The following is a 19,023-nucleotide window of genomic DNA, read 5'->3' as shown; positions in this document are numbered from 1 at the left end:
GCCTTATCCCTGTGCAGGTGAGGTGCACAATGGGAGGTGGCGATTAACCAGTGATTAACCGTGCCGGCCTTGTTGTCATGGTGCTTGCGGCATAATGTCCGCTTAATCGGCCAACGGCTTAATCACCTTTTTCTGCGGGGCTCCCATGCACGTACTGGTTTGTGAAGACGATGAGCTGATTGCCAGCGGCATTGTTGCCGGGCTCACCGCACAGGGCCTGACGGTCGAGCACGTCGCCACCGCGTCGTCGGCGCGAGCGATGCTCAAGGTCGCGGAGTTTGACGTCATGGTGCTCGACCTCGGTCTTCCCGATGAGGATGGCCTCAAGCTGCTACAACAGCTGCGTCACAATGGCCTGGAGATTCCGGTGCTGATTCTCACCGCGCGCGATTCAGTAATGGATCGCGTCGATGGCTTGCAAGCCGGTGCGGATGATTACCTGCTTAAACCTTTCGATCTGCGTGAGCTTGCCGCGCGCCTGCACACCTTGTTGCGACGCGTGGCGGGGCGCAGTGTCAACTTGATCGAGCACGGTCGCCTGACGTACGACCCCAGCAGTCGCGAAACCTTGCTCGGCGGACAACCCGTCGACCTGTCGCGCCGCGAGCAGGCGTTATTGCAGGCTTTGTTGCATAACCGCGGGCGCGTGCTCTCCACCGAGCAACTCAAGGACAGCGTCTACGGTTTCAACGACGAACTGGAAAGTAACGCCCTCAACGTGCACATCCATCACCTGCGGCGCAAACTCGGCAACGGCATCGTCGAAACCGTGCGCGGCCTGGGCTATCGCCTGGGGCCGGCTGATGGCGGAGAACAGTCGAAGTGATGAGCCTGCGTTTGCGCCTGAGCCTGACTCTTGGCGCCGCTTTTGCCTTGATCTGGGCCCTGGCGGCAGCCTGGATGCTCAGCGACTTGCGTAACCAAATGATGTTTTCCCTCGACCAGCGGCTGGTGGCTTCAGCGCGGATGGTCGCCGGGTTGCTGGAACAATTGCCGGCATTGCCGAGCAAAGGCGAGGGCACCCATTTCAGTGCGGAGCAACTGAACATTCCGGGTGGCATGGCCTGTCAGGTCAGTTCATTGCGTGGGGAAATTCTCGCTCGCAGTCACAGCGATCCCGAACAAAAACTGGAAGCCGAAAAAATGGGTTTCCACGATCAGATGATTGATGGTGCGCCGTGGCGCAGTTTCACGTTGGCCCGGGGTGACCTGCGCATTACCACGGCCGACCGGCAAATCGAGCGCGAGGCATTGAACATGTCGATTCTGCTGGCGGCGTCGGTGCCTGTCGGGGTGGCGTTGCTCGGTTGTCTGTGCCTGTTGTGGCTCGGTATCGGACAAGGTCTGGCGCCGCTCAACCGGATGCGCGATGCCTTGATGCGCCGCAGCGCCGACTCCCTTGAACCCTTGCAGATTCAGCCGCTGCCGAGTGAACTGCAACCGCTGCTGGAAACCCAGAATCAGCTGTTGCAGCGCATCGGCAAGACCATCGAGCGCGAAAGACGCCTGACCGGCGACGCGGCGCACGAACTGCGCAGCCCGCTGACCGCCATCAAGACCCACCTGCAAGTGGCGCGCATGACCGACGGCGCGTCTCGGGATCAATCACTGGCCCGGGCCGAAGAGGGCGCTGACCGCATGCACCGCACCCTTGAACAATTGCTGTTGCTGGCGCGGGTCGAGGGCAGCCTGTCGTTTGACGACGGTGTGCAGTGCAGCGCCGAGCAAGTGGCGAAACTGGCGATTCAGGATGCGGCCAGCGGTGATCGCCAACGCATCAGACTGCAGATGCCGAGCACATTCTCCACTGCGCCGGTGCAGATGCCCGCCGTGTTGTCGATTGCTGCGTTGCGCAACCTGCTCGATAACGCCTTGCGCCACACCCCTGGGGATGGGGCGGTGGAGTTGAGCCTGGAAACCACCGGCAACCGTGTGCGTTTTCTGGTTCGCGACCATGGCCCGGGTATCGCCGAAGAGGACTTGCAACACCTGACCCAACGCTTCTGGCGCAACGGTCAGAGCACCGGTTGCGGGTTGGGGCTGGCCATTGTCCAGGCGATTGTCCAGCGTTGCGGCTGCACCTTGCATTTCAACAGTCAGCCGGACGGGTTGCGGGTTGAGCTGACCATGCCGTTGCAGTCCATCTGACTCGCATGGGTTCCATGTTGCGCGTAAAAAAAGCCCGCTGAACCGGTGGCCCGTCAGCGGGTTTTTTTCAGGTCTGAAATGTGTGTTGACGGTGAGGCCTCTTTCGCGAAGGGGCCAGAAGTGGCAACAACGATCTCAACCCTGCTGAAACATTTCCTTAGCCCGCTGCTCAATCTGCGCTTGAGTCAAATCCTCCTTGCGCGTGGCCAGGAACCACAAGTGCCCATACGGATCTTTCAACGTCCCGGAGCGGTCGCCGTAAAACTGATCCTTGACCTCGGACACCACCGTGCCGCCCGCGTCAATCGCCTGTTTATAGGACTTGTCCACGTCCGTCACATACAGATGCAGGCCCACCGACGGTGACTTGTCCGGGTTGCTCAATGGACCCTGGTCGCAAGGTGTGCCGAGCATGACCGGGCAGTCGCCGATCCGCAGTTCGGCATGCCCGATCCCGCCGTCCGGCATGGCCAGGCGCATGACTTCGATGGCACCGAAGGCCTTCTTGTAGAACTCGATGGCTTCGGCGGCTTTTTGAATGCCCAGGTACGGGGTGATGCTGTGATAACCCTCTGGAATGGGTTTAACGCTCATGATGAATCTCCCTGTTTGTTGTTGTGGGTGAAAAGGTGTCCTGTGCCGATTTCCGACCGGATAAATATAGGTCACTCCCTTGTTGGCATCCGCGCACCCGACGAGCAGCAACACTGTTCAGCCATCAACAGCGAAGCAGCAGATTGCTGGGCTGCGTGACGCCAGGACTTGAAAAACCCCGTCAACTGCCCGAAAACATTGGCGCGGGACCTCGGCACAGAAGCTGCAATGGCTCTGATAAACACTGCTGCCCGGAACCTCAAATGCCTGAATCTGCCGTTTATCCGATCAACCCGCCGGCCGCCCATCGGATCGCCGATGACACCGAAGCCTTGCGCGTCGCCGAGCGCGTTGCCGCTGTATTGCTGGAGCAGGACGCCGAACGCGACCGCACCCGACAGGTGCCCGTCGAGATCGTCGATCTGTATTCCAACAGTGGACTGTGGGGTATCAGCGTGCCGAAGGCATTTGGTGGTGCTCAGGTGTCCTGTGCGGTGCTGGCGCAGGTCATCGCGATCATCTCGGCTGCCGATCCTTCTCTGGGGCAGATCCCGCAAAACCACTATTGCCTGCTCGAAGACATCCGCCTGCAAGGCACACCCGAACAGCAGGCGCATTTTTTCGAGCTGGCGCTGCAAGGGCATCGCTTTGCCAATGCCTTGTCGGAAACCGGCGGCAAAAACGTGCAGGACATCCAGGCGACGATCCGCCGCTATGGCGATGGTCATGTGATCAACGGGCGCAAGGGTTATTGCACCGGTTCGCTCTATGCTCACTGGCTGGCGGTGCTGGCGCTGGATGAAGAACAGAAGGGGCAGTTGGCCTTCGTCGAACGCGGATCAAAAGGGTTGGTGATCGTGGATGACTGGGACAGCATCGGTCAGCGCACAACGTCCAGCGGCACCGTGCTCGCCGAAGACTTGCACGTGTCGGCGTTCAATCTGTTCCCGGCCTATCGGTCCTATGAAACGCCAACGCTGGCCGGCCCCTTCGCGCAATTGACCACGGCGGCCATCGACGCCGGCATTGCCCGTGCGGCACTGCGTGACACCATTGCTTTCGTTCAGCAATACGCTCGGCCGTGGATCGACGCGGGCGTGGCGAAGGCCAGTGAAGATCCGCTGACCATCATTCAGATCGGTGGCCTGGAGATCCGTCTGGAAGCCGCCGAAGCCTTGCTGGAACGGGCAGGGCGAGCGCTGGATGCGGCGCGTCCGGCGCCCGATGAAGACAACATCGCCCAAGCCTCCCTGGCGGTGGCCAAGGCCAAAGTGCTGACCACCGAAATCGCCATCGAAACCAGCAATAAACTCTTCGAGCTCGGTGGCACCCGCTCGACCTTGAAGAAGCACAATTTCGACCGGCACTGGCGCAACGCCCGGGTCCATACCCTGCACGACCCGGTGCGCTGGAAGTACCACGTCGTTGGCAACTGGCTACTCAACGGCGTGAAACCGCCGCGCCACGACTGGTCGTGATTGATGGCCGAGTTGCTGAAAAATATCTATTGGGCCGACATCGCCCAGGCCTGCCTCGACACCCTGAGCATGCTCGGCGCGGCGCTGGGGTTCACCGTGCTGCTGGGGTTGCCGTTGGGGGTGGTGCTGTTTCTGACCGGCAAGCGCCAGTTGCATGAAGCGGTCGGCGTTTACCGTGTGCTGTCGGTGGTCGTGAACATGCTGCGTTCGCTGCCGTTCATCATTTTGCTGATCGTGTTGATTCCCCTGACCACACTGCTGGTCGGCACCTCGCTCGGTGTGCCGGGGACCATTCCGCCATTGGTGGTCGGCTGCACGCCGTTTTTTGCACGGTTGGTGGAAACCGCGTTGCGCGAAGTGGATCGCGGTGTCGTGGAAGCGACCCAGGCGATGGGCGCGAATACGTGGCAGATCATCCGCCACACCTTGTTGCCCGAAGCACGGGGAGGGCTGTTGGCGGCGGTCACCGTGACTGCGATCGTGCTGGTCGATTACACGGCGATGGCCGGTGTGATTGGCGGTGGCGGACTGGGCGATCTGGCGATTCGTTACGGTTATCAGCGTTTTCAGACTGACGTCATGGTGGTCACGGTGGTGCTGTTGCTGATTCTGGTTCAGGCCCTGCAAATGACCGGCGACCGACTGGTGGCGCGTTACAGCCGACGTTAAATATTCGATCCAAAAAATACAACAGGCCCCACGTCCACCCCACGACGGCCACTTAATCTGTCTAGGAGCAAAGCATGAAAAAGACCCTGGCCATTCTGGCTGCCTTAGTGTCGTTGAGCGCTCACGCCAACGAAAAACTCATCGTCGGCGCGACCCCGGTGCCGCACGCGGAAATCCTCGAGTTCATCAAACCGACCCTGGCCAAGGAAGGCGTGGACCTGGACATCAAAGTCTTCACCGATTTTATCCAGCCCAACCAGCAATTGGCCCTGAAGAACCTCGACGCCAACTATTACCAGTACCGCCCGTTTCTCGATGACTACAACAAGACTCGCCACACCGATCTGGTGCCGGTCGTCGGCGTGCACATTGAACCGTTCGGTGCCTACTCGACCAAAATCAAAAACATCGCCGAGCTCAAGGATGGCGCCACCGTGTCGATCCCCAACGACCCGGTGAACACCGGCCGTGCGCTGGTGCTGTTGCACGAAGCCGGGCTGATCAAACTCAAGGACCCGAGCAACACCTTGGCCACCCAGCGGGACATTATCGAAAACCCCAAACACCTGAAGATTCGTGAGCTGGAAGGCGCATTGCTGGCGCGCTCGGTGAGTCAGGTCGACCTGGCCTTTGTCTTCGCCAACTACGCACTTGAAGCGGGGATCGACACCAACAGCGCGTTGATCGTCGAGAAGGGCAAGAGCTTGTACATCGAGTTTCTGGTGGCGCGGCCAGACAACATCAATGATCCTGGCTTGCAGAAACTGGCAAAAGCATTGAATTCGGATGAAGTGCGGCAGTTCATCCTGACCCGCTATAAAGGGCAAATTGCGCCGGGGTTCTAAACACTCGCCGACCAGAAGGTCGCCTTCGCGAACAAGTTCACCACTGTACCTGTGGGAGCGGGCTTGCCCGCGAAGGCCGCGTCGCTATTTCGGTTCTGCAGCGGATTCCAGCAGCTGCGCTCCCGGCCCACGCTCCCCCAGCACATCGCCAAAATTGCGCAGTGGACACGCCTCCATCGACAGACACCCACACCCGATGCAGCCATTGAGCTTGTCGCGCAGCAACATCAACTGATTGATCCGCGCGTCCAGATCCCGGCTCCACTGCGCTGACAACGCCTTCCAGTCTGCCGCCGTCGGCGCCCGGTTATCCGGCAACGATTTCAGCGCCTCACCGATCTCCACCAATGGAATTCCCAGACGCTGGGCCACTTTGATCAACGCCACCCGCCGCAACACTTCTCGTGGATAGCGCCGCTGATTGCCCTGATTGCGGTTGCTTTTGATCAAACCCTTGGACTCATAAAAGTGCAGCGCCGTGACCGCCACACCGCTGCGGGCGGCCAGTTGGCCGACGGTGAGTTCTTTATGCAGATTTTCCGGGGTGATCATTTGAACATTGCCTGTTGACCTCTAGTTAACTAGAGGTTTTACCCTGCAGGTCTTCGGATCGCAACAATCGGTTTACACATGAAGGGGACTGTTCATGCAATTGTCAGCAAACAACCGCGGCTTCACCCAATTGATCGAATTCGAGATCGAGCCCCATCGGCAACCGGCGCTGGTGACGGCCCTGTCCCTGCAGACCGAGCGCCTGGCCCGGGATTTCAGTGGCTTCTTGAGTGCGAGTATCCAGGCCAGCGATGATGGCCGGCGGGTACTCAACTACTTGCAATGGCAAACGCGCGAAGCCGGTGAAGCCGCATTTCGCAGCTTTGAGCGGGGTGAGCAGGATTTCTGGGGTTTGATCCGCGCCCACCAAGCGAAAACCGTGACGTTCGGTTCGTTCCAGGTGCTGCACAGCTTGGCGCTTGGCCCCGATGATGCGCTGCACTGCAATCTGGTGGGCTAAATCGACAACTGCATCACGCGCTCGCCCTGGACATTCTGCGTGGCCCGACGCTTGTTGACTGCCAGTTCGCCGATTTTGATCAGCCGCGTGCGGGTTACGTTACGGCTCAGACCCAGCAGGGCAGCGGTGTGCACCTGATTGTAATGACAGAAGCGATAGGCTGCGCGCAACAACGCATCTTCGACTTTTTCATGCAGTGCACCGGCCTGTTCTGCGAAGAGTTTTTGAAAGGCCTGATTCAGCATGGCTTCCGGTGAATCATCGGTGCCGACGTGTTGGTCATCCTGACGCTCGATGCGCATGTTGGACAGGCGCAGGTCATCGCGTTCAATCACGCCGTTACGGCAGATCAACAGCGTGTGGTGAATAACGTTTTCCAGCTCTCGGATGTTGCCCGGCCAACTGTAGCCTCGCAGTTTCAGTTCGGCATCTTTGCTGAGGGTGATGCTGCCGTAACCCAAGCGTTGACTGTAGACCTGGATGAAATGCCGGGTCAGCGGCAGGATGTCGCCGGGGCGTTCGCGCAACGGGCTGAGGTCCAGGCTGACCACGTCGAGTCGGTAATACAGGTCCTCGCGAAAATGCCCGGCATTGATGGCCTTTTCCAATTGCACGTTAGTCGCCGCCACTACGCGCACATCGATGGGAATGCTCTTGCGCGAGCCGAGTCGGACCACTTCACGCTCCTGCAGCACCCGCAGCAGCTTGACCTGGATCGCCATTGGCAGGTCGCCAATTTCATCGAGAAACAGCGTGCCGCCGTGGGCCTCCTCGAACCAGCCGGCCTTGGCGTTCAGCGCGCCGGTGAATGCACCTTTTTCGTGACCGAACAATTCGGCCTCAACCAGCGATTCGGAAAATGCGCCGCAATTCACCGCCACGAAGGGCCGGTTGCGTCGGGTACTCAGGTTGTGGATGTGCCGCGCCACCAACTCCTTGCCAGTGCCGGTTTCGCCACTGATCAGTACGCTGGCTTCGCTGGGCGCGACCTGCTGCACATGGGCAAGCAAGGCTTGGGATTTCGGATCTTCGAACACCTGCGCGGTGGCGCGGATCGAGGTCGCCAGCGCGGGTGAGGGCGGCAAGGTCAGCAGTTGCATGGGGGTCGCTCCATGAGGAAATGGCTATGAAAACAAGTCCTGACTCAGCCTCTCGTTTGAAAGACATGGGACGCGGGCCAGTCGGCAGTGGGTGAGGCGCTTGAGGTGTTATAAAGAGAGTCTGTTATTCCGTAAAAGAACATAAATAAATATTTATAGATCTTTTGGAGATATGCAGGTTGAGAACAGAACGACGTTTGCCAAAGTTGATAGCCACTATCGAGAGCGTTGATTTCTGCCCTTGAAGCCGCGCAGGTAGCCTGTGTTCATTGCCCCGAACCCAGATGCCAGGACGCTAACAATGAACACTCTCACCGCCACTTTCCTGCTGCTCGCGCTCTCTGTTCTCGCCGGTTGTGCCAGCCATGTGTCTCCGGAATTGCGGCCATATACCGCCGAAGAATCCAAGGAACTGGCGCTTGAGGAATTGAACCGTCGTGGTCTGTCTTTTGAGGAGTACCACGCCAGGAAAGCCGCCTTGCTCGGGCAGCCGCAAAAATCCTTTGGTTTCGATAAACAAGGCGAGATGAACGCCGAGCGTGCTGTACAGCTTCACGGTCGACCAAGCTGATCAAGAACTGTACCGCTCGAAGTTTTCCGTAACTGTCCGTGGGTTTCCCGCAAGGCGTGCGATAGGGTCTTAACACCCGATTGACCCTTTTGGACTGCCGCTCATGACGCTTTCACTCGATCTGCTGATGGGCCTGGCCCTGTTTGCGCTTGTCACCTCGATTACTCCCGGCCCCAACAACACCATGTTGCTGGCATCGGGTGTGAACTTCGGCTTTAACCGCACCATCCCGCACATGTTGGGCGTCACCTGTGGTTTCTTTGTCCTGGTGGTCGCCGTCGGGTTCGGCCTCGGCGCCGTGTTTCAAACCTATCCTTTGCTCTACACCGTGTTGCGCTACGTCGGCGCGGCGTATTTGCTTTATCTGGCATGGAAAATCGCCCATTCAGGTCCGGTCTCCGAGAGCGAGAACGGCGAAAGCAAACCCATCACTTACCTGGGCGCAGCGGCGTTCCAATGGGTCAATCCCAAGGCGTGGATCATGGCCATCGGTGCCATCAGTACCTACACGCCGATGCAGGGCTATTTCACCAATGTGATCATCATTGCGGCGGTGTTTGCCGTGATCAACCTGCCGAGCGTTGGTATCTGGGCCGGGTGCGGCACGTTGTTACGCAATGTGTTGAAGGACCGCCGCTGGTTGCGCCTGTTCAATTGGGGCATGGCCCTGCTGTTGGTGGCTTCTCTGTATCCGTTACTTCTTGAAAGCTTTAGCTGACGCATTGCTTCATCCGGTTGCCCGATGCCTGTTAAGCTCGACTTCAGGAGCGTTCCTACGCACTTTTAAATGAAGTTGTTCTTCTTTAACGGCTTCCGATCAGGTATTTCTAACGTGCTGAAGTATCGGCGCAGCTCACAAGGCTGCGCTTTGACGTTTCCGTTATGAGCTTCCTGATCCCGGAACACGCTCTGCGAGTCTTTTATGAATAAACGTCCGTTGTATTTCGACTACGCCGCCACCACGCCGGTGGATGAGCGGGTCATCAAGGTCATGGTCGAGTGTCTGGGTTTTACCGGCAACTTCGGCAACCCGGCGTCCAGCTCCCATGCTTATGGCCAGCAGGCTCGGCGGTCGGTGGACCACGCACGGCAGCAGGTCGCCGAACTGGTGGGCGCTACCGCTGACCAGATCGTCTGGACCTCCGGCGCCACCGAATCGAACAACCTCGCGCTCAAGGGCGTGGCCCCGGCACGCGGCGTCAGTGGCGGGCACCTCATTACCAGCCAGATCGAACACAAGGCGATTCTCGACACGGCCAAACAGTTACAGGACGCCGGTGTGGCGGTGACGTATCTGGTGCCAGACACCGACGGTTTGATCACGGCGCAAGCGGTCAGCGAAGCGATGCGCGAAGACACCTTTCTGGTGTCGCTGATGCTGGTCAACAACGAACTGGGTACGCTCAATGACATCGCGGCCATCGGCGAAATCGTACGCGCCCGCGATGCGCTGTTTCACGTTGACGCCGCTCAAGGTGCAGGGAAAGTTGCCATCGATCTGGCCCACCTGCCCGTGGATTTGATGTCGTTTTCCGCCCACAAAATCTACGGCCCCAAAGGCATCGGCGCGCTGTACGTCGGCCCGCGCGCGCAACCACGCTTGCAGGCGCAGATTCACGGCGGCGGTCACGAGGGCGGTTTACGTTCCGGCACCCTCGCGACTCATCAGATCGCAGCGATGGGGGTGGCCTTCGCCTTGGCTGGCGCTGCGTTCGATGAAGAGAAAGCCACGATCGTCCGGTTGCGGGAGCGCTTGCTTGAGCAACTGCTGAGCCTTCCCGGCGTTCGTCTCAATGGCAGCCCGACCCAACGCATTCCCCATACTCTGAGCCTGACCTTCAGCGAAGGCGAGTTCAACTCCGCGGCATTGAGCCATTCGATCGCATTTTCCGCGACATCGGCCTGCAACTCTGCCAGCAACGTTCCATCCCATGTGTTGCTGGCCCTGGGGCATGACGCCCGCTCGGCGAGCCGCACGATTCGCTTGAGTCTCGGGCGGTTCACCACCGAGCAAGACATCGACCAAGCGGTGCACCTGATCAAAGCCGCCTGCGCCAGTGCCCCGGCATTCTGGCAGTAGCGCCTTAAAGCGCCGACTCAGATCGGCACTCAACAATAAGCTGAAGTGATTAGCAGGAGACATGATGAGTACGCAGCCTTCGATCAATGGATCGGTGCCCCAGCGCCTGGCGCAAACCCGCGAACTGATGAGCCGCGAAGGCATTCATGCCTTGCTGGTGCCGTCGGCCGATCCGCACCTCTCGGAATACTTGCCAGGCTACTGGCAGGGACGGCAGTGGTTGTCGGGCTTCCATGGCTCGGTCGGCACACTGATCGTGACGCCGGACTTTGCTGGCGTCTGGGCCGACAGCCGTTATTGGGAGCAAGCGACCAAGGAGCTCAAAGGCAGCGGCATCGAGTTGGTCAAGCTGCAGCCGGGCCAGCCAGGCCCGCTGGACTGGCTGGCCGAGCAAACCCCTGAAGGTGGCGTCGTCGCGGTGGACGGTGCGGTCATGGCCGTGGCCTCGGCGCGAACGCTGGGTGGCAAGCTCGAAGAGCGTGGCGCCCGCCTGCGTACCGATATCGATTTGTTGAGCGAAGTCTGGAGCGATCGCCCGACGTTGCCGAACGAGCCGATCTATCAACATTTGCCACCGCAAGCGACGGTCAGCCGTGGCGAAAAGCTCGCGAAGGTGCGCGAGGTAATGAAAGATCGAGGCGCTGACTGGCATTTTGTCGCCACCCTCGATGACATCGCCTGGTTGTTCAACCTGCGCGGCGCAGACGTGTCGTTCAACCCGGTCTTCGTGTCCTTCGCCCTGGTCAGCCAGGAGCAGGCAACCCTGTTCGTGGCACTGAGCAAAGTCGATGCCGAGCTGCGTGCGGTACTGGAACAAGACGGTGTGATCCTGCGTGATTACAGTGAAGTGGACGCTGCCTTGCGCGCCGTTCCGAGCGGCACGAGCCTGCTGGTAGACCCGGCGCGTGTCACCGCCGGTTTGCTGGACAACCTCGATGCCGGCGTAAAACTGGTCGAAGGCCTGAACCCGACCACGCTGGCCAAATCGCAGAAAAGCCTGGCCGATGCCGAGCACATTCGCCAGGCCATGGAGCAGGACGGTGCCGCCCTCTGTGAATTCTTCGCGTGGCTGGACTCGGCCTTGGGTCGTGAACGCATCACCGAGCTGACCATCGACGAGCACCTCACTGCCGCGCGTACCCGACGTCCCGATTACGTGTCGCTGAGCTTCAATACCATCGCCGCGTTCAACGCCAATGGCGCGATGCCGCATTACCACGCGACCGAAGAAGAGCACGCGGTGATCGAGGGTGACGGCCTGTTGCTGATCGACTCCGGCGGTCAGTACCTGGGTGGCACTACCGATATCACGCGAATGGTGCCGGTGGGGACTCCGACGGATGAGCAGAAGCGCGACTGCACGCGAGTACTTAAAGGTGTGATTGCACTGTCCCGCGCGCAATTCCCCAAAGGGATCTTGTCACCGCTGCTGGATGCCATCGCACGCGCTCCAATCTGGGCAGAAAACGTCGACTACGGTCACGGCACTGGCCATGGCGTTGGCTATTTCCTCAATGTTCACGAAGGCCCGCAGGTCATCGCCTATCAGGCCGCTACTGCGCCGCAAACCGCGATGCAGCCGGGCATGATCACTTCCATCGAGCCGGGCACTTACCGTCCGGGGCGTTGGGGCGTGCGGATCGAGAACCTGGTGCTGAACCGTGAGGCGGGCAAAAGCGAGTTCGGAGAGTTCCTCAAGTTCGAAACCCTGACGCTATGCCCGATCGACACCCGCTGTCTGGAGCCGTCGCTGCTGACTCTGGAAGAGAAACAGTGGTTCAACGCTTACCACGCCGAGGTGCGCGAACGCTTGAGTCCATTGCTCGATGGCGCCGCCCTTGAGTGGTTGAATACCCGCACCGCGGCTATTTGACGGGTTGGAGGTCAGGCGCTTGGTCGAGCGCCTGACTCATGTAGTCGACAAATGCTTTGACCCTGGCGGATTGGCGACGATTCGCCGGGGACACTGCATGAATCGGCAGCGACTGCGTCGTGTAGTCTTGCAAAATGGCTTTCACCCGGCCGGCCTTCAGATCCTCACTGAACAGCCAGACTGGCGACAACGCAATCCCCAATCCCCCCAGCACCATTTCGCGGATCGCCTCGGAGTTGTTGCTTTGCGCGTTACCCTTGATGCGTACTTCGTGTTGCTGGGCGCCTCTTTTGTAAATCCATAGGTTTTGACTGTTCAGCAAGTTGAATTGCAGGCAGTTGTGCGCGCCGAGGTCTTCCGGGGTTTGGGGCTGGCCGAATTGCTTGAGGTACTCAGGCGCTGCAACGGTTATCCGGTGGGTGGTGCCGATGTGGCGTGCGAGCAGACCGCTGTCGCTCAGCTCACCGATTCTGAATGTCACGTCCAGCCCTTCACTGACCAGGTCCTGGTTTTGATCGCTGAGTTGCAGGTCAATTTGAACCTGAGGGTGCGTTTTTAGAAAGTCGGGGAGGCGCGGTGCGATCTGTAGGCGCCCGAAACTCACGGATGAGCCGATTTTCAAGTTGCCGGAAATGGATTCGCGTCCTGATTGAAAACGATGTTCTGCCGCGTCCACCGCTGCAAGGATTTGGCGACATTCGTCGTAGTACCTCTGACCTTCATCCGTCAGTGACAGTTGACGGGTGCTGCGGCTAATCAGCTTTGCGCCGAGTTTGGTTTCGAGCGCTTTTAAAATTTTGCTGATGGTCGGCTGGCTGGTCTGCATCTCCCGGGCGACGGCCGAAAAGCTGCCGCGTTCGACGACACGGACGAAGGTTGCCATTGCGTTGAGTGTGTCCACGGGAGTTCTCATCGATGCCAAATGGGCATACGTACTATAGCTATATGGTGTCTTATCGGCATGAGTGATCTGGACGAAGATTAATCCCGCACACACACTTCTGACGGGAATCTGCGAAATGACTGACTCACTTGAAATGCGCGCTCTGATTGTTGACTCGGCCAATGGGCCTTTACGCTTGGTTCTCCTGTCGCGGCCCGTGCCGGGAGTGGGTCAGGTGCTGATCAGGATCAAGGCCAGCGGGGTGAACCCTTTGGATGGAAAGATTCGTGCGGGGCAAGCTGCTCATGCGCGTCAGCCATTACCGGCCGTATTGGGCATGGATTTAGCGGGGACAGTTGAGGCGCTGGGAGAGGGCGTCAGTGGATGGATGCCTGGTGATGAAGTCTTCGCGATGGCGACCGGTATCGGTGGCGCGCAGGGTTCCCTGGCGGAGTTCGCGGTGGTCGATTCGCGGCTTCTGGCACGCAAACCGGGCAACTTGAGTATGCGCGAGGCCGCAGGGCTGCCTTTGGTATTGATCACCGCGTGGGAAGGGCTAGTTGATCGGGCTCGGGTGCGGGCCGGTCAGAAGGTGCTGATCCATGGTGGCGGCGGCGGTGTCGGACATGTGGCTGTGCAAATTGCCCGGGCGTTCGGTTCTGACGTGTTCGCAACCGGTTCAGCGGGGCAGCGGGCAACTATCGAAAGTTTCGGTGCAACGTTTATTGATTACCGTGCGTCTTCGGTTGAAAGCTATGTGGCTGAATTCACGGCCGGGGAGGGCTTCGATATCGTCTATGACACAGTGGGTGGCGCGGTGCTGGATGACTCGTTCAAGGCCGTTCGGGTTTATGAGGGGCATGTAGTGAGCTGTCTGGGTTGGGGGCAGCACAGCCTTGCGCCGCTCTCGTTTCGTGGGGCGAGTTATTCCGGGGTGTTTACGCTATTGCCGTTGCTGACGGGGAAGGGACTTGAACGTCATGGCCAGATTCTTAATGAAGCGGCGCGGTTGATTGAGGCGGGTCAGTTGAAGCCGTTGCTCGATTCTCGGCAGTTCACGCTGGAAACTGCCGAGGCTGCTCATGAACTGCTCGTTTCGGGAGCAGCGAAGGGGCGGTTAGTGATCGAGATTTAACTCAGGGCTTCAATCACGAAGTCCAACCGATCCTGGCCGAAGAACAGCTGATCGCCGACGAACATACTCGGTGCGCCGAATACACCGCGCTGTATGGCCTTCTCGGTATTGTCCTTGAGAGCGGCTTTGACCTCCTCATCGGCCGTCAGGGCGAGGACTGTTTGCGGGTCAAAACCGTTTTGAGTCAACACGGCGGCAACGGTGGCAGGATCATCAAGGCTACGGCCTTCGACCCAGAGGGCAGTGAACAGGCAGTCGATAAACGCCGGGAAACGTTCGGGCTGACGTAACTGAATTCCAGTCACTGCGCGCATGAGCATCAGTGTGTTGATGGGGAAGTGCGGATTGAATTTCAGTGGTACACCGTAACGTTCTGCGTAGCGGTCGAGATCTTGAAACATATAACGACCCTTGGCCGGGATGGTCGCCGGTGAAGCGTTGCCGGTGGCTTTGAACACGCCGCCCAGCAGCATTGGCTTGTAAATCAGTTGGCTGTCGGTTTGTTCGCAGATTTTCGGTAGCTGGGTATAAGCCAGGTAGGTGGCCGGGCTGCCGAGGTCGAAAAAGAACTCCACGGTTTTGCTCATGGTCGGTGCACTCTGTTTATTGTTGTAGGGGAGGGCTTACCAGCGTTCGCTCCAGGGGCGTAAATCCAGCTCGAATGTCCAGGAGTCCCGCGGCTGGCTGTGCAGATACCAATAGTTTTCGGCGATGTGCTCGGGGTTAAGAATGCCGTCTTCGTCCTTGGTTGCGTACTTTTCCGGAAAGCTCTCGCGGATGAAGTCAGTATCGATGGCGCCGTCGACAACGACGTGAGCAACGTGAATATTCATCGGGCCGAGTTCTCGCGCCATGCTTTGCGCCAAGGCACGAATGCCATGTTTGGCACCAGCGAACGCAGCAAAGCCTGCGGCACCGCGCATGCCTGCTGTAGCCCCGGTGAACAGGATCGTGCCCCGCTGACGCTTGGCCATGCGCTTGGCGACTTCGCGAGCATTGAGAAAGCCTGAGAAACAGGCCATTTCCCAAATCTTGAAATACTTGCGGGCGGTTTCTTCAAGAATGCTGCAGGGCACGTTGGCGCCGATATTGAAGACAAACGCTTCAATGGGCCCGATCTGGCTTTCGATTTGTTCGACTAGCGCTATTACATCTTCTTCCTTGCGTGCGTCGCAGGCAAAGCCATGGGCATCTCCGCCATCAGCTTTGATGGCATCGACCAATGGCTGAAGTTTGTCTGCGCTGCGCCGGGTGACACAGGCGACGAAGCCTTCCTGTGCAAAACGCTTGGCAATGGCGCCGCCGGTAGCATCACCAGCGCCGACAACCAGTACGACTTTCTTATTATTCATAGGTGGTCCCTTTGCTAAACGATCGTTAACTAAACGAACGTTATGCTACGATTCCACAGACGTCAAGACGATCAATCCTGAGGACTTGCAATGCGCTACTCGGCCAATCACAAGTTGGAAACCAAACAAAAGTTGCTGGAAAGCAGTTCGGTGTCTGCCAAGAAGTCAGGTTTTTCCACGGTCGGCGTCGACGGATTGATGAAGGCAATCGGTTTGAGCGGCGGGGCTTTCTACAGTCACTTCTCATCAAAGGATGAACTGTTCTCTTCAATCGTCGAGCGTGAACTGGGCCAAAGCGTGGAACGATTAGGCACCGATGGAGGGAGCGAAAAACTTGAGCGATGCCTGAAGCATTACTTGAGCATGGCGCATGTCGAGCATCCGGAATCCGGATGCGCGCTGCCCGCATTGGGCGCGGAAATTGCTCGTTCGGACATGGTGGTTCGCAAGCAGGCAGAGCGCTGGATTTGTCAGCTACAGGAGAGTTGGGCGCGTATTCTGGAAAGCGACAGCCTGGCTTGGGCAATTCTGTCGCAATGCATCGGTGCTTTGGTTGTCGCACGGATGCTGGCAACGCCAGACATCCAGCGCAATGTGTTGAAATCTAGTTACGACGAGATTGGCCGTCAGATTGCGGGGCGGCATCAGCCTATTTGCAAATGACGATCATGCTGCGGCTGGTGTAACCGGCAGGGTTGAGGCCGAACGGATAATCGCCTGGCTCCTCCACCGCGTCCCCCGACTTGGCAATGACCTTGTACCCTTTGGGTGCGCAAGAGTTGGCGGCGCTGGTGTAGCACTTTTCCCACGAGGATGAGAGCCCCGAACAGTTGATATGCAGCCCTTTCTTGCCATGTTTGACTTGTGTTTTCGAGGTCGCCGCACAACCCGCAACTGCCAGAACGGCGATCAATATCAAAATTCGTTTCATTGCTGTCCTTACTAGCGTTCCCGGATCTTGTGCCCGGGTCTGGCTGCATTCGCTTTCGCTTAAGCGTTTTGGTATCCCTATCCTGAAAAATCCATGTCTGGCGCTGGGTTACGGGCCTAAACATGGCCTAATTGAGCGTCAATTACCAGACCTGCGTTAAATCCTGTATCAATCTGCCGCAACTGCTGGCTTGGCAGCACTGCCCATAGTCATGGTTGCGCCCACGGAAGCCAGAATGATGCACAAGATAGCCATCCACTGTGACAGCGATAGATACTCATGCAGGAACAACAAGCCTGACAAGGCGCCAATCGCAGGTTCGATGCTCATCAATGTGCCGAAAGTCCGTGCGGGCATGCGGGTGAGGGCGACCATCTCCAGCGTGTAGGGCAGGGCGGTGGATAAAATGGCGACGCCTATGGCCACGGGGATCAACGAAGGGGTCAGCAGCGCGGTCCCTGCATGGACGATGCCGATAGGGGCCACGAACAATGCGGCAATCATCACGCCCAGTGCGGCGGTCTGTACACCATTGTCGGCACCGGCCTTCTGGCCGAACAGAATGTAAAGGGCCCAGCAGACTCCCGCCCCTAGGGCGTAACCGGCCCCTACCAGGTCGATTCCGACGGTTGATGCGTCTGTGGGGATTAATAGCAGCAAGCCCGCAGCCGCCAGCGCTATCCACAAAAAGTCGATTGCCCGGCGCGAAGCATAGATCGCCACTGCCAATGGCCCGGTGAACTCCAGGGCTACTGCAATTCCCAAAGGGACAGTGCGTAAGGACATATAGAAGAGGAAATTCATGCCGCCCAGTGCCATACCATAGATGATGACGGTGCGCAGGGATTTTGCAGTGAGCTTCGCCCGCCATGGACGAAGCAGGAGCAGCATGATCACGCTGGCGAAAATGAGGCGTAGGGTGGTGGTTCCTTGAGCTCCGATAACCGGGAACATGCTTTTAGCCAAAGAAGCTCCGGACTGGATCGACGCCATGGCTATTATGAGCAGGCCTACCGAGAACAAGGTCGAGGCAAGGCTGCGGGGTTGATCGTTCATTGCGTGGAGTCGTCCGAAGTAGGAAGCGGAAGTTCTTTGTTGTGCAGTTGGGCAATATAGTGCGCATTCGTGGCGTGTACGTCTATATATGGCGATGATTTTGGGCTGTTTGATAGAAAAGCCAAATCAGTGCTTGACGGCAGATTCAGGATGTCTATAATTCGCCCCACTTCCGGCGCAGTCGAAACGGAAAACTCCTTGGTAAACAAAGAGTTACGCAGTTTTCGGCAGTGAGTGGCTTTGGTTCATCGAAGTCCGAAAGGAGTTGAAAAAGAGGTGTTGACAGCAGCGTGTAACGCTGTAGAATTCGCCTCCCGCTACCGAGTGATCGGAAGCGCAAGTGGTTGAAGTTGTTAAAGATTTCCAAGCGAAACTTTGAAAACTTCTGAAAATAACCACTTGACAGCAACAGAGGCTGCTGTAGAATGCGCGCCTCGGTTGAGACGAAAGATCTTAACCAACCGCTCTTTAACAACTGAATCAAGCAATTCGTGTGGGTGCTTGTGGAGTCAGACTGATAGTCAACAAGATTATCAGCATCACAAGTTACTCCGCGAGAAATCAAAGATGTAACCAACGATTGCTGAGCCAAGTTTAGGGTTTCTTAAAAACCCAAAGATGTTTGAATTGAAGAGTTTGATCATGGCTCAGATTGAACGCTGGCGGCAGGCCTAACACATGCAAGTCGAGCGGTAGAGAGAAGCTTGCTTCTCTTGAGAGCGGCGGACGGGTGAGTAATGCCTAGGAATCTGCCTGGTAGTGGGGGATAACGTTCGGAAACGGACGCTAATACCGCATACGTCCTACGGGAGAAAGCAGGGGACCTTCGGGCCTTGCGCTATCAGATGAGCCTAGGTCGGATTAGCTAGTTGGTGAGGTAATGGCTCACCAAGGCGACGATCCGTAACTGGTCTGAGAGGATGATCAGTCACACTGGAACTGAGACACGGTCCAGACTCCTACGGGAGGCAGCAGTGGGGAATATTGGACAATGGGCGAAAGCCTGATCCAGCCATGCCGCGTGTGTGAAGAAGGTCTTCGGATTGTAAAGCACTTTAAGTTGGGAGGAAGGGTTGTAACCTAATACGTTGCAATTTTGACGTTACCGACAGAATAAGCACCGGCTAACTCTGTGCCAGCAGCCGCGGTAATACAGAGGGTGCAAGCGTTAATCGGAATTACTGGGCGTAAAGCGCGCGTAGGTGGTTCGTTAAGTTGGATGTGAAATCCCCGGGCTCAACCTGGGAACTGCATTCAAAACTGTCGAGCTAGAGTATGGTAGAGGGTGGTGGAATT

Annotated in this window: 20 protein-coding genes and 1 rRNA gene (1 of these 21 cut by a window edge); 13 read left to right on the top strand and 8 right to left on the bottom strand. The window is 58.0% G+C overall.

Features of this window, described 5'->3' with window-relative positions:
• Window positions 1-145 precede the first annotated feature (145 nt).
• Both AB4N76_RS04985 and AB4N76_RS04980 read left to right on the top strand, forming a co-directional pair.
• The gene (locus AB4N76_RS04985; protein ID WP_046032361.1) at window positions 146-826 is read left to right on the top strand and encodes a response regulator; all 681 of its coding nucleotides are present in this window, start codon (window positions 146-148) and stop codon (window positions 824-826) included.
• Window positions 823-2,148: an ATP-binding protein gene (locus tag AB4N76_RS04980; RefSeq protein WP_046032360.1), complete on the top strand. Its 1,326-nt coding sequence runs from the start codon at window positions 823-825 to the stop codon at window positions 2,146-2,148. The genes AB4N76_RS04985 and AB4N76_RS04980 overlap by 4 nt, the downstream gene beginning before the upstream one ends.
• A gap of 135 nt (window positions 2,149-2,283) precedes the next feature.
• On the opposite strand, the gene AB4N76_RS04975 is transcribed toward AB4N76_RS04980, so the two are convergent.
• Window positions 2,284-2,742 (bottom strand): VOC family protein, encoded by a 459-nt coding sequence (locus AB4N76_RS04975; RefSeq protein ID WP_077431680.1) that lies wholly within the window; start codon window positions 2,740-2,742, stop codon window positions 2,284-2,286.
• Between the two features lie 263 nt (window positions 2,743-3,005).
• Between AB4N76_RS04975 and AB4N76_RS04970 the strand changes: the two genes are divergently transcribed.
• The 3 genes from AB4N76_RS04970 to AB4N76_RS04960 all read left to right on the top strand — a co-directional run bounded on the left by AB4N76_RS04970 (window position 3,006) and on the right by AB4N76_RS04960 (window position 5,734).
• Window positions 3,006-4,220 (top strand): SfnB family sulfur acquisition oxidoreductase, encoded by a 1,215-nt coding sequence (locus AB4N76_RS04970; RefSeq protein WP_460164231.1) that lies wholly within the window; start codon window positions 3,006-3,008, stop codon window positions 4,218-4,220.
• A gap of 3 nt (window positions 4,221-4,223) precedes the next feature.
• Complete coding sequence (locus tag AB4N76_RS04965) at window positions 4,224-4,889, top strand: methionine ABC transporter permease (RefSeq protein WP_046032358.1); 666 nt, start codon at window positions 4,224-4,226, stop codon at window positions 4,887-4,889.
• Between the two features lie 74 nt (window positions 4,890-4,963).
• Window positions 4,964-5,734, top strand: a complete 771-nt coding sequence (locus AB4N76_RS04960; RefSeq protein WP_046032357.1) for a MetQ/NlpA family ABC transporter substrate-binding protein — start codon at window positions 4,964-4,966, stop codon at window positions 5,732-5,734.
• 84 nt (window positions 5,735-5,818) lie between these two features.
• On the opposite strand, the gene soxR is transcribed toward AB4N76_RS04960, so the two are convergent.
• A complete protein-coding gene (gene soxR, locus AB4N76_RS04955; protein ID WP_109787096.1) occupies window positions 5,819-6,286 on the bottom strand; it encodes a redox-sensitive transcriptional activator SoxR in 468 nt (155 codons plus the stop codon).
• Between the two features lie 94 nt (window positions 6,287-6,380).
• Between soxR and AB4N76_RS04950 the strand changes: the two genes are divergently transcribed.
• Window positions 6,381-6,746 carry an antibiotic biosynthesis monooxygenase gene (locus AB4N76_RS04950; protein WP_077431683.1) on the top strand — a complete coding sequence of 122 codons (366 nt, stop codon included), beginning with the start codon at window positions 6,381-6,383 and terminating at the stop codon, window positions 6,744-6,746.
• On the opposite strand, the gene AB4N76_RS04945 is transcribed toward AB4N76_RS04950, so the two are convergent.
• Window positions 6,743-7,846: a sigma-54 interaction domain-containing protein gene (locus AB4N76_RS04945; protein WP_460164230.1), complete on the bottom strand. Its 1,104-nt coding sequence runs from the start codon at window positions 7,844-7,846 to the stop codon at window positions 6,743-6,745. The genes AB4N76_RS04950 and AB4N76_RS04945 overlap by 4 nt on opposite strands.
• A gap of 301 nt (window positions 7,847-8,147) precedes the next feature.
• Here AB4N76_RS04945 and AB4N76_RS04940 point away from each other — a divergent pair, with 301 nt between their 5' ends.
• The 4 genes from AB4N76_RS04940 (at window position 8,148) to AB4N76_RS04925 (ending at window position 12,370) form a co-directional block, all read left to right on the top strand.
• The gene (locus tag AB4N76_RS04940; RefSeq protein WP_077431685.1) at window positions 8,148-8,417 is read left to right on the top strand and encodes a hypothetical protein; all 270 of its coding nucleotides are present in this window, start codon (window positions 8,148-8,150) and stop codon (window positions 8,415-8,417) included.
• A 103-nt stretch (window positions 8,418-8,520) separates the two neighbouring features.
• The gene (locus AB4N76_RS04935; protein ID WP_046032352.1) at window positions 8,521-9,135 is read left to right on the top strand and encodes a LysE family translocator; all 615 of its coding nucleotides are present in this window, start codon (window positions 8,521-8,523) and stop codon (window positions 9,133-9,135) included.
• A 204-nt stretch (window positions 9,136-9,339) separates the two neighbouring features.
• The gene (locus tag AB4N76_RS04930) at window positions 9,340-10,497 is read left to right on the top strand and encodes a cysteine desulfurase family protein (RefSeq protein ID WP_046032351.1); all 1,158 of its coding nucleotides are present in this window, start codon (window positions 9,340-9,342) and stop codon (window positions 10,495-10,497) included.
• A gap of 64 nt (window positions 10,498-10,561) precedes the next feature.
• The gene (locus tag AB4N76_RS04925) at window positions 10,562-12,370 is read left to right on the top strand and encodes an aminopeptidase P family protein (protein WP_077431686.1); all 1,809 of its coding nucleotides are present in this window, start codon (window positions 10,562-10,564) and stop codon (window positions 12,368-12,370) included.
• Here AB4N76_RS04925 and AB4N76_RS04920 read toward each other — a convergent pair.
• Entirely contained in the window at window positions 12,363-13,283 is a 921-nt protein-coding gene (locus AB4N76_RS04920; RefSeq protein WP_185752286.1) for a LysR family transcriptional regulator, read from the bottom strand. The genes AB4N76_RS04925 and AB4N76_RS04920 overlap by 8 nt on opposite strands.
• 106 nt (window positions 13,284-13,389) lie before the next feature.
• Here AB4N76_RS04920 and AB4N76_RS04915 point away from each other — a divergent pair, with 106 nt between their 5' ends.
• Window positions 13,390-14,388, top strand: a complete 999-nt coding sequence (locus AB4N76_RS04915; RefSeq protein ID WP_046032348.1) for a zinc-dependent alcohol dehydrogenase family protein — start codon at window positions 13,390-13,392, stop codon at window positions 14,386-14,388.
• On the opposite strand, the gene AB4N76_RS04910 is transcribed toward AB4N76_RS04915, so the two are convergent.
• Window positions 14,385-14,975 (bottom strand): 2-hydroxychromene-2-carboxylate isomerase, encoded by a 591-nt coding sequence (locus AB4N76_RS04910; RefSeq protein ID WP_460164229.1) that lies wholly within the window; start codon window positions 14,973-14,975, stop codon window positions 14,385-14,387. The two genes, AB4N76_RS04915 and AB4N76_RS04910, sit on opposite strands and share 4 nt — an antisense overlap.
• A gap of 36 nt (window positions 14,976-15,011) precedes the next feature.
• The gene (locus AB4N76_RS04905) at window positions 15,012-15,740 is read right to left on the bottom strand and encodes an SDR family oxidoreductase (protein WP_046032346.1); all 729 of its coding nucleotides are present in this window, start codon (window positions 15,738-15,740) and stop codon (window positions 15,012-15,014) included.
• A 90-nt stretch (window positions 15,741-15,830) separates the two neighbouring features.
• Between AB4N76_RS04905 and AB4N76_RS04900 the strand changes: the two genes are divergently transcribed.
• Window positions 15,831-16,403: a TetR/AcrR family transcriptional regulator gene (locus AB4N76_RS04900; RefSeq protein WP_046032345.1), complete on the top strand. Its 573-nt coding sequence runs from the start codon at window positions 15,831-15,833 to the stop codon at window positions 16,401-16,403.
• Here the strand turns inward: AB4N76_RS04900 and AB4N76_RS04895 are convergent.
• Together AB4N76_RS04895 and rhtA are read right to left on the bottom strand one after the other, a co-directional pair.
• Window positions 16,390-16,671 carry a hypothetical protein gene (locus AB4N76_RS04895; protein ID WP_046032344.1) on the bottom strand — a complete coding sequence of 94 codons (282 nt, stop codon included), beginning with the start codon at window positions 16,669-16,671 and terminating at the stop codon, window positions 16,390-16,392. The two genes, AB4N76_RS04900 and AB4N76_RS04895, sit on opposite strands and share 14 nt — an antisense overlap.
• 168 nt (window positions 16,672-16,839) lie before the next feature.
• Complete coding sequence (gene rhtA / locus AB4N76_RS04890; protein ID WP_046032343.1) at window positions 16,840-17,727, bottom strand: threonine/homoserine exporter RhtA; 888 nt, start codon at window positions 17,725-17,727, stop codon at window positions 16,840-16,842.
• Window positions 17,728-18,351: 624 nt separating this feature from the next.
• Between rhtA and AB4N76_RS04885 the strand changes: the two genes are divergently transcribed.
• Window positions 18,352-19,023: ribosomal RNA gene (locus AB4N76_RS04885) — 16S ribosomal RNA — on the top strand; it runs 865 nt beyond the window's last position.

This window comes from Pseudomonas sp. S2_F03, from assembly GCF_054668335.1.
Note: the sequence above shows the minus strand (reverse complement) of the source record. Positions and strands in the feature narration are given on the sequence as shown.

Bases quoted from the DNA above. Each gene is read 5' to 3' on its own strand.
- AB4N76_RS04940 (WP_077431685.1), top strand. From the start codon at position 8,148: ATGAACACTCTCACCGCCACTTTCCTGCTGCTCGCGCTCTCTGTTCTC.
- AB4N76_RS04975 (WP_077431680.1), bottom strand. From the start codon at position 2,742: ATGAGCGTTAAACCCATTCCAGAGGGTTATCACAGCATCACCCCGTAC.
- AB4N76_RS04960 (WP_046032357.1), top strand. From the start codon at position 4,964: ATGAAAAAGACCCTGGCCATTCTGGCTGCCTTAGTGTCGTTGAGCGCT.
- AB4N76_RS04910 (WP_460164229.1), bottom strand. From the start codon at position 14,975: ATGAGCAAAACCGTGGAGTTCTTTTTCGACCTCGGCAGCCCGGCCACC.
- AB4N76_RS04985 (WP_046032361.1), top strand. From the start codon at position 146: ATGCACGTACTGGTTTGTGAAGACGATGAGCTGATTGCCAGCGGCATT.
- AB4N76_RS04930 (WP_046032351.1), top strand. From the start codon at position 9,340: ATGAATAAACGTCCGTTGTATTTCGACTACGCCGCCACCACGCCGGTG.
- AB4N76_RS04970 (WP_460164231.1), top strand. From the start codon at position 3,006: ATGCCTGAATCTGCCGTTTATCCGATCAACCCGCCGGCCGCCCATCGG.
- AB4N76_RS04905 (WP_046032346.1), bottom strand. From the start codon at position 15,740: ATGAATAATAAGAAAGTCGTACTGGTTGTCGGCGCTGGTGATGCTACC.
- AB4N76_RS04895 (WP_046032344.1), bottom strand. From the start codon at position 16,671: ATGAAACGAATTTTGATATTGATCGCCGTTCTGGCAGTTGCGGGTTGT.
- AB4N76_RS04915 (WP_046032348.1), top strand. From the start codon at position 13,390: ATGACTGACTCACTTGAAATGCGCGCTCTGATTGTTGACTCGGCCAAT.
- AB4N76_RS04935 (WP_046032352.1), top strand. From the start codon at position 8,521: ATGACGCTTTCACTCGATCTGCTGATGGGCCTGGCCCTGTTTGCGCTT.
- AB4N76_RS04965 (WP_046032358.1), top strand. From the start codon at position 4,224: ATGGCCGAGTTGCTGAAAAATATCTATTGGGCCGACATCGCCCAGGCC.
- soxR (WP_109787096.1), bottom strand. From the start codon at position 6,286: ATGATCACCCCGGAAAATCTGCATAAAGAACTCACCGTCGGCCAACTG.
- AB4N76_RS04920 (WP_185752286.1), bottom strand. From the start codon at position 13,283: ATGAGAACTCCCGTGGACACACTCAACGCAATGGCAACCTTCGTCCGT.
- AB4N76_RS04900 (WP_046032345.1), top strand. From the start codon at position 15,831: ATGCGCTACTCGGCCAATCACAAGTTGGAAACCAAACAAAAGTTGCTG.
- AB4N76_RS04950 (WP_077431683.1), top strand. From the start codon at position 6,381: ATGCAATTGTCAGCAAACAACCGCGGCTTCACCCAATTGATCGAATTC.
- rhtA (WP_046032343.1), bottom strand. From the start codon at position 17,727: ATGAACGATCAACCCCGCAGCCTTGCCTCGACCTTGTTCTCGGTAGGC.
- AB4N76_RS04925 (WP_077431686.1), top strand. From the start codon at position 10,562: ATGAGTACGCAGCCTTCGATCAATGGATCGGTGCCCCAGCGCCTGGCG.
- AB4N76_RS04945 (WP_460164230.1), bottom strand. From the start codon at position 7,846: ATGCAACTGCTGACCTTGCCGCCCTCACCCGCGCTGGCGACCTCGATC.